At 64.2% G+C, this 12002-nt stretch carries 9 protein-coding genes; 4 read left to right on the top strand and 5 right to left on the bottom strand.

The window, feature by feature from the left end; all coding sequences use genetic code 11:
- The first annotated feature begins 261 nt into the window (after window positions 1–261).
- Window positions 262–2502 (top strand): TonB-dependent receptor, encoded by a 2241-nt coding sequence (locus BR71_RS15985; protein ID WP_081862705.1) that lies wholly within the window; start codon window positions 262–264, stop codon window positions 2500–2502.
- A 161-nt stretch (window positions 2503–2663) separates the two neighbouring features.
- On the opposite strand, the gene BR71_RS15980 is transcribed toward BR71_RS15985, so the two are convergent.
- A complete protein-coding gene (locus BR71_RS15980) occupies window positions 2664–3362 on the bottom strand; it encodes an NUDIX hydrolase (RefSeq protein WP_043639728.1) in 699 nt (232 codons plus the stop codon).
- 133 nt (window positions 3363–3495) lie between these two features.
- On the opposite strand from BR71_RS15980, the gene prs reads away from it, so the two are divergent.
- Window positions 3496–4308, top strand: coding sequence for a ribose-phosphate diphosphokinase (gene prs / locus BR71_RS25015; RefSeq protein WP_043639725.1), 813 nt, complete (start codon window positions 3496–3498; stop codon window positions 4306–4308).
- A 26-nt stretch (window positions 4309–4334) separates the two neighbouring features.
- Window positions 4335–6053 (top strand): nicotinate phosphoribosyltransferase, encoded by a 1719-nt coding sequence (locus BR71_RS15970; protein ID WP_052370688.1) that lies wholly within the window; start codon window positions 4335–4337, stop codon window positions 6051–6053.
- Window positions 6054–6115: 62 nt separating this feature from the next.
- Here the strand turns inward: BR71_RS15970 and BR71_RS15965 are convergent, their stop codons facing one another.
- From BR71_RS15965 to BR71_RS15950, 4 genes are all read right to left on the bottom strand, one after another.
- Complete coding sequence (locus BR71_RS15965) at window positions 6116–7060, bottom strand: fimbrial protein (protein WP_162179227.1); 945 nt, start codon at window positions 7058–7060, stop codon at window positions 6116–6118.
- Window positions 7061–7280: 220 nt separating this feature from the next.
- Entirely contained in the window at window positions 7281–9677 is a 2397-nt protein-coding gene (locus tag BR71_RS15960) for a fimbria/pilus outer membrane usher protein (RefSeq protein WP_043639718.1), read from the bottom strand.
- A 41-nt stretch (window positions 9678–9718) separates the two neighbouring features.
- Window positions 9719–10450 carry a fimbrial biogenesis chaperone gene (locus BR71_RS15955; RefSeq protein ID WP_043639715.1) on the bottom strand — a complete coding sequence of 244 codons (732 nt, stop codon included), beginning with the start codon at window positions 10448–10450 and terminating at the stop codon, window positions 9719–9721.
- 64 nt (window positions 10451–10514) lie between these two features.
- Window positions 10515–11084 (bottom strand): fimbrial protein, encoded by a 570-nt coding sequence (locus BR71_RS15950; RefSeq protein ID WP_043639712.1) that lies wholly within the window; start codon window positions 11082–11084, stop codon window positions 10515–10517.
- A gap of 427 nt (window positions 11085–11511) precedes the next feature.
- Here BR71_RS15950 and BR71_RS15945 point away from each other — a divergent pair.
- Window positions 11512–12002, top strand: a 491-nt coding sequence (locus tag BR71_RS15945; protein ID WP_043639709.1) for a contractile injection system protein, VgrG/Pvc8 family, incomplete at its 3' end; no start/stop codon positions are given.

The following is a 12002-nucleotide window of genomic DNA, read 5'->3' as shown; positions in this document are numbered from 1 at the left end:
CTAACAAAACCCCTGATCCTGCGTTGCGCCTCCTTGTCGTACGACTTGTACTGTAGCTTCGCAGAAACTTCGTTTTCTGCGTCGGCGCGCCTTGGCTCAGGTACGCTGCGCGGTTTTGTTAGCGGCTCTAAACCGGACGCGGCGCGGGCGGCTTGACGATGTGCTATCAAAAATGATTTTCATTTCTATTTGAGGGTTTCTCACTTTGCTTCGGAATACATAGTGAAGTGAAACAATCTCCTCACGTAGAAAGGAACTTGGATGTTGAGTCAGAAACGGTCGGCTTCCCCCATATCAACTACACGCCGACTCGCGCCGCAATCCGCCTTCCCGCTGAATAAACTTCTCTCCGCCACCCGCCTGGCCCTGTTGGTGGGCTTTGGCGGCATGGCCGTGGTGCCGGCGGCGCTGGCGCAAGGCACGGACGCCGCGCCGGCCAAGGCCCAAGCCGGCAACGGCGCGCCGGAACGGCTGGAGCCGGTGGTGGTGCAAGGCCGCCGCGTCTACGCCGGCGGCCAATTGGCCACCGATAGCCGAGTGGGCGTACTGGGCAATCTGGACGTGATGGACACGCCGTTCAGCACCATCAGCTACACCGAGGACTATGTGGCCAATCAGCAAGCGCGCGAGATAGGCGCGCTGATCGGCGCCGCCGATCCCTCGGTCCACGTGGCCAGCAAGGGCACCATCCTCGAGAAATTCAATATCCGCGGCTTCCCCACCTCCGCCAACGACATCACCTTCAACGGCCTGATCGGCATGGCGCCCAATCTGCGCGGCTCCACCGAAATGGCGGCGCGGGTGGAAGTGCTCAAGGGGCCGTCCACCCTGCTCAACGGCATGCCGCCTGAAGGGAGCCTGGGCGGCAGCGTCAACATCGTGCCCAAGCGCGCGGGCAACACGCCGCTGACTTCCATCACCGCGACTTATGAATCCGACAATATGCCCGGCGTGCACGTGGATGTGGGCCGGCGCTTTGGCGACAAGCAGCAATGGGGCGTGCGCTTCAACGGTGTTTACCGCAACGGCGACACCGCGGTGGACAAGCAGAAACAGGGCATGAACCTGGCCTCGCTGGGCCTGGACTGGCGCGGAGAGCGTGCCCGCGTCTCGCTGGACCTCTACCGCCAGCGCGAGAAGATGGACGGCATCAACTACTTCGGCATCTTCTCCATCGCCCCGGGAGTGACCCAAGTGCCCACGCCCAAGAAGGGCGATTACCAGTTTGCGCCGGATTGGGCCACCAATACCAACACCACCCAGGTGGCCGTGCTGCGCGGGGAGTACGAGCTGAGCGACGCGCTGACCCTATACGGCGCTTATGGCCATCGCAAGGCGGACTTCGACGCCACGATCACGCGCGCCACCCTGCTCAACAACGCCGGCGACCTCAGCGGGGGCGTGTACCGCCTAGTGAACGAGGGCACGCAGAAATCTGGCGAGGCCGGCGTGCGCGGTCATTTCGACACCGGCAAGATTCAGCATAAGTGGTCGCTGGCGGCCACGCGCTTCACCTCCGAGCGCAGCTACCGTGATGGAATGGGCCCAAGCTTCACCACCAATTACTATGCGCCGTCCTTCGGGCCCAAGCCGACGTTCCGGTATATGGGCAGGAGCGTTGAGGACAAGCTGGGCAGCATCGCCCTGGTGGACACCCTCTCCTTCATGGACGGCAAGGTGCAGTGGACAGTGGGCACGCGGCGTCAGAATGTGCAGAGCAGCAACTACAACGCCGCCGGCGCGCAAACCTCCAACTACGACCAAAGCCGCTGGTCCCCGGCCACTGCCTTGCTGGTCAAGCTATCGGACCAGCTCTCGGTTTACGGCAACTACATCCAGGGTCTGAACCAGGGCGGCGTGGCGCCGGACACGGCCAAGAACGCCGGCGAAAGCCTGCAGCCGTATCAGACCGAGCAGTATGAACTGGGCGCCAAGCTGGATTGGGGCGGCCTCACCCATAACCTGAGCCTGTTCCAGATCGCCCGGCCCAGCGCTTACACCAGCCCGGACAGCAATGTCTTTGGCGTGTACGGCGAGCAGCGCAACCGAGGTTTGGAGTGGAGCTTCTGGGGCGAGGCCAGCCGCGGCCTGCGCCTGATGGGCGGCGCGTCTTACACCAAGGCCGAGCTGACCAAGGCGCTGGACCCGGCCCATCTGGGCAAGCAGGCCACCGGCGTGCCCAAGGTGATGGCCAAGTTGGGCGTGGAATACGATATCGCCGCTCTACCGGGCCTGACCGCCACCGGCAACGCCCAGTACGTGGGCGAGCGCTTTGTCCGCGACAACAACCAACTGTCCTTGCCGTCCTACACCCTGTTTGACCTGGGCGCGCGTTACACCACCAAAGTGGCGGCCAAGGAAATCACCCTGCGTGCGACGGTGCAGAACGTCGCCAACCGAGCTTACTGGGTAGGGTCGTGGAGCGGCGGCGACGGCAGCGGCTTGTCCGGGGGGCTGGGCGCGCCGCGGACCTTGCTGCTGTCCGGCACTTTGTCGTTCTGAGGCCCTGCTTGCGATCCGCTGCGCGTCGCGGGATTTCGCTTGCGCGGTGGTTTCCGCCTTGGGCCGTCTTGGCTCGCGAGAGCGTGAGCCGGCGCTAAGCGCGCAGGGAAGCGAGTCAACGCCGCGGCTTCGGCCGCGGCGTTGTCGCGTCTGATGCCGGCTTACCAGCGCGCTCGCTTGAACAGGCTGAGCCGGTTGATGCGGAACAGACGCGCCGGGCGCTGCTTGCCGCCCAGGAATTCTTCGGTGGCCTCCAGTATGGCGGCCTCGTCCGCGTATTCGCCGGGCTTGGCGTCCGCCACCTTGATGCCCAGCCGCGAGCGGAAGGTGCCGCGGGACACGGTTTCGCCAAAGATCTGCTCGTAAGTGCGCTGAAGCTGGGTGAGGGTGAACAGCTCCGGCAGCAGCCAGCAGGGCAGGGTGGAGTAGCTGGCCTTGTTGCGTACCCGCTGTACCGCTTCCCGCACCTGCTCCGCGTGGTCGAAGGCCAGCTCCGGCAACTGGTCCACATCGTAAAAGTGGAACACGCCGTCGCCGGCGTCCCGCAGCTGCTGCAAGGGGATCAGCGCCACGTGGGCGATGGCCACCGACCAGCCGCGCGGATCGCGTCGCGGGCCGGCGAAGGTGCGCAGCTGTTCCAGGTAGCGTGGCTCCAGCCCGGTCTTGTCGCGCAACACGCGCATGGCGGTGGCTTCGCAGCTTTCGTCCTCGTCCACATGCACATAGCCGCCGGGCAGCGCCAGCTGGTGTTGGCAGGGGGCATGTCGGCGACGGTGCAGCGCCACTTGCAGGCCGGTGGCGCCCAGGGTGAGCAGGACGATGTCCACGCTGACGGCGGGCGCGGGGCGAGAGGTGCTCATATGCAGTCTCCGGTTTGGTTTTTCGATATTTTCCGCCATATAGTTGCAAAACTCAACTAAGTGCATTTATACTGCGCGCATGTTAGTTGAAATTATCAACTAAGTAAGCCAACACAGCGCAGGAGTCGGCATCATGTTCAAGGTTTTCGCGGTTTCGCAGCAGGGCGTCAGCCAGCAGCTGGCTTTTCAAAGCACGGTCTTTCCCGGTGGGGAGGTTCAGGTGTCGGTGGAACTGGACGCGTCGGCGGAAGCCTTGCGGCTGCATGCCCACCTGCCCGACGCGCAAGCGGTGATGACCTTGTTGATGCTGAGCGACGCGTTGCGCCGCGCTTATCCGGGCCGGCCGCTGGCGCTGCATCTGCCTTATGTGCCGTATGCGCGTCAGGACCGGGTAGCCAATCCCGGCGAGGCGTTGAGCGCCAAAGTGTTTTGTCAGTTGATCAACGCCCAAGGCTACAGCAGGGTGGTGATCCAGGATCCGCACAGCGATGTGGTGACCGCTTTGCTGGACCGGGTGGAAGTGGAGGACCCGTTGCCGGCGCTACGTCGGGTGCTGGAGCGGGTAGGCCCGGCGGCGCTGGTGGCGCCGGATGCCGGCGCGCGCAAGCGGGTGCTGAAGCTGGCGCGGGAGTTGGGCTGCGAGGCGGTGTTGGCTGACAAGGTGCGGGATACCCAAAGCGGCCGCATCAGCGGCACCCAGGTGACCGGCCCCTTGCCGGTGCTGCCGCTATTGGTGGTGGACGATATCTGCGACGGCGGCCGCACCTTCACCGAGCTGGCCAAGGCGCTGCGCGAACGCCAGCGGGAACAGGGGCTGGACGCGCCGCTGCACCTGTACGTGACCCACGGCATTTTCAGCCATGGCCTGGAACCGCTGCTGGCGCATTACCAGCAGGTGTTCAGCCGCAATAACTGGACTGCGGATACCCGCTGCCAGCTGGTTTGACTTACACATTAGATAGGGAATACATCATGAACGCCCCCATTCGCCCCCTGGCCCGTGAACTGAACCAACTGCAGCCGTTCAATCTGGCGGACTTCTACAAAACCGGCCATCCATCCATGTATCCGGCGGCCACCACCAAGCTGGTGGCCAATTTCACCCCACGCTCGGCCAAGTACGCGCCGGTGCTGCCGGAGCTGTTCGACAACAAGGTGGTGTGGTTCGGCCTGCAGGGCTTCATTCAGCAATACCTGATCGACTTGTTCGACCAGGAGTTCTTCCGCCAACCGCGGGACAAGGCGGTGCGCAAATACCAGCGCCGCATGGACACGGCGTTGGGTGCGGGCGCGGTGCCAGCAAGCCGGCTGGAAGCACTGCACGCGCTGGGTCATCTGCCGCTGGAGATTCGCTCCCTGCCGGAAGGCGCGCGGGTGGATATCAAGGTGCCGCCGGTGATCTTCAGCAACACGCATCCGGACTTCCCCTGGGTGGCCACCTATTTTGAAACCCTGTTCAGCTGCGAATCCTGGAAGCCGTCCACAGTGGCCACCATCGCGTTTGAATTCCGCAAACTGCTGGATTACTTCGCCCGCCTCACCGGCAGCGCCCTGGAGTTCGTCAATTGGCAGGGGCACGATTTTTCCATGCGCGGCATGAGCGGGGTGCACGACGCCATGCGCTGCGGCGCCGGCCATCTGCTGTCCTTCACCGGCACCGACACCATTCCGGCGCTGGACTATCTGGAGGACTTTTACGACGCGGACGCAGAACGGGAACTGGTGGGCGGCTCCATCCCGGCGTCGGAACACAGCGTGATGGCGCTGCGCATCCTGTTGACGCTGCAGCGGCTACGCCGCGACCCGGCCCACGCTGGGCTGGGGGAGGGAGCGCTGCGCCGGCTGGCGGAACGGGAAGTGGTGCGCGAGTTCGTTAGCCAGGATTATCCGCAGGGCATGGTGTCCATTGTCAGCGACACCTTTGATTTCTGGAACGTGGTCACGGTGATTGCCCGCGAGCTGAAGGGCGATATCCTGGCGCGGCGGCCGGACGCGCTGGGCAACGCCAAGGTGGTGTTCCGCCCGGACTCCGGCGATCCGGTGAAAATCCTCACCGGCTACCGCGACGACGAGCTGGTCCGCGTTGACGGCCTGCCGGTGCGGGACGCGGACGGCGCGTACACAGCGCTGATCGGCGGCCTGCGGGTGACGGAGGCGGAGCGCAAGGGCGCGGTGGAGTGCTTGTGGGAGATTTACGGCGGCACGGTCAGCGCCGCCGGCTACCGGCTGCTGGACAGCCACGTGGGTCTGATCTATGGCGACTCCATCACCCTGCCGCGTGCCCGTGCCATCCTGCGCCGGCTGGCGGCCAAGGGTTTCGCCTCCGGCAATGTGGTGTTCGGCATCGGCAGCTTTGTCTACGGCATGAACTCGCGGGACACCTTCGGCTACGCGCTGAAGGCGATTTACGCGGAGGTGGAGGGTGAGGCGGTGGATATCTACAAGGACCCGGCAACCGACGACGGCACCAAAAAATCCGCCAAGGGCCTGCTGCGGGTGGAGCGTGAGGGCGATCATTACGTGCTGTATCAGCAACAGACGGCGGAGCAGGCGGAAGGCGGCGAGTTGCGGCCGGTGTTCCGCGATGGCCAGCTGCTGGCGCGGCAATCGCTGGCGGAGATCCGGCAGCGGCTGATGGCTTCTTGGCAATGCCCGGAACCGGGCAGCATCCGCTGGGGCGTGGAGGACTGAAGCCGCCGCGTCGCGTTTCAAGGCCGGGCGGCATGCCCGGCCTTGTCGCGTCAACTGGCGGTTCAATCAAAGCTCAGCTCCACGGTGGCGGCGGCATTGACCTCACCGGGCCGGATGGCGGCGCCGTTGACGGCATAGCGCACCACCATGGGCAGCGCGTGCTGTTGCCTGGCCGCCAGGCTGGTGAACTCGGTGCCCAGTACATACGCGCCGGTTTCGCCCTGGCGTTGCAGCTCCAGCCCAATGCCCTGGGCGTTGTTTCGCCCGCCGGCAATGCTCAGCAGCGTGCCGGTGTTCCCTCGCGCGTTGGCGTCGCTCAATTTGGCGCTGATGCTGGTGCCGGGCGCGCAGTCCAGATCGATGTTGAACTGCTTATCGCCGGCGCGGCCGGTGCCGGCGAAGTCGAGGGTGCTGACGTCGGGCAGGCGGACAGTCTGGCTGGCGTTGCGGAACGAGCAGCCGATCACCCTGATGGCGGGCTGATTGAAGGTGTAGCTGAACAACTCGGCGTCGATGGTTGGATTGCGTTTGTCATTCTTGTAGCGCATGAGGTAGCGCTGAGCCAGCAATACATTGGAGGTGATGTCGCCGGTTTTGATGAGCTGAATCGTATCCGTGATGGTGATCTGTCCGCTGAGTTTAATTCCGCGCAGATTGGTGCTGTCATTGTTCAAGGCTGTCGCGCTAAAGGTCTGCGATTTGTGGCTGTGGTCATTTCGATTGAGCCAGCGGATACCAATGCCCTGTGTGCCGCTGTGTCTGACATTGTCTCCCGGCGCCTTGCCGTGGTCGGTGTTGCTAGAGGCTTGATAAACGGCCCAACTGAGTTTCTTGTTCGCTTTTTGGGCGTTGCATTGGACCTTGGTTTGCATCGTCACCTCGGCGATGAGGTAGCCGGGCTTGGCATCGTAAGGAATGAGTAATGGGTCAGGAAAAGTGATGATTTGCGAGCTTGCAATGCAATCGGCATGGCTTGGGCGGCTGCAGCTTCCCAGCGTCAATAGCAAGACGAGGCAGGTCAGCAGCGGGCGGCGGGTAGGCGGAGTGTGCATCTGGGTATCCTTTCTTTGATTAAGCGCGGCGCGTAGAACCTATTTACGATCTTGCGAGCTAGAGCGAGACAAGGCGAAAACAGCTGAGAAAGCGGAATGTACGCGTGGTACATGAGCATTTCGAGGCGGTTTCCAACGCCGTATCGCCGACGCGCAGCAGATCGTAAACAGCTTCTTAGAGGCAGGGCAGCTCCAGCCGCTGGTAATGTCGCCCAGGCTTGGCGGGCGGCAGCTTATAGCGAGCGGTGCAGCCGCCGTCGCTCCATTTCACGGCCAGTAGGCCTTGCGGCTGCTGGAGCAAGAGCAGCGTCCGGCCTTGCGGGTCCGCGATGCCTAACGGCTGGCCGGTGACATCTTCTACGCTGGCGCCAAACGGCACCGCGCTGCCGTCGCGGCGACGCAGACTGAATTGAATGCGGCGTCCGCTGCGCGCCTTGAACACGGCCTTCACCACCGCGCCGCGGCGCGGCACCACTTGCTTGACGCTGTCTTCCAGTTCCAGCGCGGCGCCCAGCTTGCGGCTGTCCAGGCTCAGGCTGTTGGTGCGGTATGGCTGGGCGTCCGCGCGTACGGTGTAGCCGTTGCCGCCCAGGCCGGCGGCGCCGTCCACTTGCAGCAGGGCGAAGGTGTCGCCGACGGCGCGGCTGAGGTTGACGCCGCCGGCGTGGACGACGACGGCGCCGCTGGCGCCCAGGCTGGCGGATTGATGGTTGCGCGCTGTGCTGTAAGCGGCGCTCAGCTGCGCGACATCGCCCTGATGGACGCCGCTGGCGCTCAGGCTGGCGCCGCCCTGGCTGTCGCGGCTCACGGAGACGGTGTAGCTGTCGGCCTCGCCCAACTGGCCGCTGAGGCTGGTGTGCAGCGCGTTGCGGCCAAGCTGGGCGCTGAGCTGCGGGGCGCGTCTCCCTGTGTCCAGCGGCAGGCTGAAGCCCAGCATGATCTGCTTGTCGCCTTGGCCGCGGCCGTCGCGGCTCCGGCTGAGGCTGAGGTGGTAGTGAAACTGTTTCCAGCGATGGCTGTAAGCCAGGTTGAGGCTGTGGCTGGCGCCGGGCCGGCCCCAATAGTTCTGGCGGCCGAGGCTGAGATAAAGGCTGCCGCGGCGGCCATCCCGGCCCAGGGTTTGTTGGGCGCTGAGGTCTATCCGGGCGCGAGCGCGGTGTTGGTTGGCGCGCCGGGCCAGGTCCGCCGCGTGGTCGTTGAAGCTGCGGTAGCCGGCGGTGGAGTAGCGGTAAGCCGCCAGGGTGAACTGGGTCTGGGTGCTGGGCAGGGCCTTGTGGTACAGCAGACGCAGGCTTTGTCCCTGGCTGCGCGGGCCTTGGGCGCGGCTGAGGGATTGGCTTAGGTCCAGCGACAGCGCTCCCAGCGGCGTGTTGGCGCCCAAGCCCAGGTTGGCTGCCTGGAAGCGCGGCGAAAGCTGGAAGCCGGCGGCCACCGTGCTGTCGTCGCTGAGGCCGTAAACCAGCGCGCCGGCGGCCAGCCCGGGGCGGGCCGCTTCGCCGCCCTGGTACTGGCCCAGCGCGGCGTGGTATTTCCAGCGGCCTCGGGCCTGCATCAGCGGCAGGCTGGAGAAGCTTTGATGGCTGACGCGGCGGCTACCGTCGGCTTCGGTCACTGTGATTTCCAGTTCGCCGTTGGAGCCGGAAGGGGTGATGTCGGTGAATTCGAACGGGCCGGGAGGCACGTCGGCGCGGTGCAGCACATAGCCGTTCTGACGCACTTCCACCGTGGCCTGGCTCTGTGCCTGGCCGCGGACCACCGGTCGGTAGCCGCGCTCGCTGTCCGGCAGCATGGCCTCGTCCTGGCTCAGTTGCGCGCCGCGAATGCGCACGCTGTCGAACAAAACGGCGTCGGTGTATTGCTCGCCCAGCGTCAGTTGGCTGCGCAGGGCGGTGATGTCGCGTTGCAGCAGGGTGCGGTTGCTGCGTATCTCTGCGGCTTGGCCCGTATTCCAACTGAGGGTGGCGTCGTTGCGCAGGCGCCAGTCGCCCAGGTTGAGCCCGTTTTGCAGGCCGAGATAAAACTGACGGCTGGCGCGGCCGTCCTGGCCACGGCTGTATTGGCTGCTCAATTGATAATTGGCGTAAGCGGCGTTGACGCCGGCGTCCCATAGCGCCGGGTCGACATAGCCGTCGGCGCGGCGCAGTAGATGGGCCTGAGGCACGCTCAGCTCAAGTTGCAGCCGGGTGGAGTCGTAGCGTACTTGCGCATGCTCCAGGCGCCGGGGCAGATCCACGCAGACCTCGTCGCCGGCACGGGACGCGGGCAGTTTGACGCCCAGCTTGCGCAGCAGCGCGGGGTCCAGGCAGGGGCGCACTTTGCCGTCCGGCTCCAGGCGGAACAGGATGTCGCGGCGGTCGGCCAGTTGATGGTTGAGCAGGATGTCCACGCGATAACTGCCGGGCAGGATGTCGTTGCCCGCGTTCAGTACCGCTTTGAGATCCGCCGCTTGTCCGTCCAGCTTCAGAAAACGGGTGTTGAAGGCCGGTGCGTCCGCCGCCAGCGCTTGCGCGCAGGCGAGCAGCCAGCAGGCGCAGGCCAGCGAAGGCGCGGCGTTGCGGCGGGCATGGGGCATCAGCGGCTTGCTTCTCATCGTCTCACGGTACAACGGTCGGCTCAGGGCTCCAGCCGGCGCGGCTGAGCGGGCGCTACGCCTTGCAGCTGGGCTTCAAAAGCCTGGCTGGCGCCAAAGTCGTTGATGATCTGGTAGCGCAAGCGCGCATCGTTTGTGGTGTCGGCGGGCAGCGGCCATTGTCCGCCGGAGCCGGGTGCCAGCATTTGGGCGCGGCTGATTTCCTTGGATTTTCCGCCGGAGAGCAGGGTCAGGCCGGTCACGGTCACGTGGTAGCGGCTGGGGTTGTCCGCTTGCAGCCAGCTGTTGCCGCGCTCGCGCCGCAGCCGCCAACGCAGGCGTTCCGGCGCTTGCAGCGCGTGGCCGTCCAGGCCCGGCGGACGGTAGAACACCTTGACGCGCTGGCGCACCGCCAATTGCAGCACATTGCCTTTTCCGGCGGCCTGAGGGATTTCCTGCACATTGAGCCAGAAGGCGGTTTCCTGTTGATCGGACGCGCCGGCGCCGGCGTAGAGGATGCGCAGCAATTGCTCCTGCCCGGCCGGCAGCCGCGTCAGCGGCGGAGTGATGGCGAAGGGCAGTTCGGCCTTGTCGCCGTCCTGCGCTTCCAGCCAGGATTGCACCAGGATGTCCGCGCCGTGATTGCGCACTGTGACGGAGGCTTCCGGATGCGCGCCGTCGAAAATGATGCGGGTGCCGTTGAGGCTGATGCCGGCGCTGGCCTGGGACATGGCCAGCCAGGCCGCCAAGCTGGCGGCGTGCAGCAGGGTTTTCATGATGGGGGCCCTGAAAATAGACAACGGCGGGAAGCCCGCCGCTGTGGGTGGAAGAAACTAGGGCTTAGTCGTAGCTCAGTTCGAAGGGGAGGTCGGCTTGTACGTTGCCTGCGGTCATCGCGGTAACTGCCGGGTCCTTAACGTAAGCGGCATCAAACTTTATGGTTTCGCTTGTACTTGGAGTGGGCTTGTTCAGCAGTTGTCCAGACACAAGGTTGTAGCTTGTGTCAGTTCCCGTCTGATACAGCGCGATGCCAATGCCAGCCGCCGGTGAGCCGCTGGCGATGTTCTTCAGGATGTTGGTTTGGCCTGTGAGCGTGTTGGTGCTGTCTAGAGCCTTGAGGGACACGGTCAAATTCTTAGCGCCCGTGCAGGTAATGGTTATTGAGTGCGATTTGGGATGACTGGGTTTGCTCGCCAAGGCTTGCACCTTTTCCATGGAGATCTCGTCCAGAGTCACGTTGATATCGGGAATCGCCATCGCCGCACTGCCGTTTACCGAGCAACTGGGCGCAGTGACTTTGCCAGTGAACTTGATGGTGCCGGTTCGGGTGACGGCGGCGGCCTGAGACGTCAGCGGCAGCGCTGCGGCAAAGACGGCCGCCAGGGTGAGGAGGGCGTGCTTTTGTTTCATTGTGGTCTCCAGTGGTTGCGGCGCGCAGGTGCTTGGCCTGGGCCTTGGGTGGAGACGGCATGATAAAAACACATTTAATTCAGGTCTTTAGCGTGGTTTTGAACGCCTCTTACCTTTTCTTACCAAGCCATAACTTTCCTTGTTTTGACTTTATTAATGTCGGCAAACAAGGTTTAAGCCGCTTTAGTTGATTGATTAAGAGTTTAAACCTGTCCTTTTGGCCAGTTTTGTGAAAATGGCAATTTTCTTGGATTGCCCGCTAAGTACCGGTTATCTAAAATGTTTTGGCTCAAATTTTGTCATCTCCACCCCCATTACGCCTCACGGCCCCCATCCGCAGACCAGGTCGAAGCCCGTCGCCATGGGGGGCTTTGCATAAGGCCGGTTTGGGGGTGTTTTGATTTTGGATAGTTCGAAGGACCGTCCCATGGACCTCAGCACCCTGCTCGCCAGCTTCGCCTCCGCCTTCAATCAAGACCAACGCCTGCTCACCCTCAGCCTGGGCGACGGCAGCGTGGCGGCCGAGCAACTGCTGCCCCTGAGCCTGGCCGGCGAAGAAGGCGTGTCCCGGCCTTACGCCTATCAGCTCACCTGTCTGTCGCCGGACGGGGCCATCGAACTCAAGACCCTGCTCGGCCTGCCGGCCCGCATCGGCATCCTCGACGCCGCCGGCGCCGAGTCCTTGCGCTGCGGCGTGGTATCCAAAGTGGAAAGCCTGGGCTCGGACGGCGGTTTCAGCCGTTATCAGCTCACCATCGAACCGCCGTTCGCGCTGCTGCGTCACCGCGTCAGCTCGCGGGTGTTCCAGGACCTGTCGGTGCCGGACATCGTCAAACAGATCCTGGCCGAGCATCAGCAGGCCAACCCGGTGTTCGCCCGGGTGCAGACGCTGGAATTCAAGACCGGCGCGGCGTCCCC

The sequence above is a fragment of the Chromobacterium haemolyticum DSM 19808 genome, from assembly GCF_000711885.1.
Lineage (GTDB): Bacteria > Pseudomonadota > Gammaproteobacteria > Burkholderiales > Chromobacteriaceae > Chromobacterium > Chromobacterium haemolyticum.
Note: the sequence above shows the minus strand (reverse complement) of the source record. Positions and strands in the feature narration are given on the sequence as shown.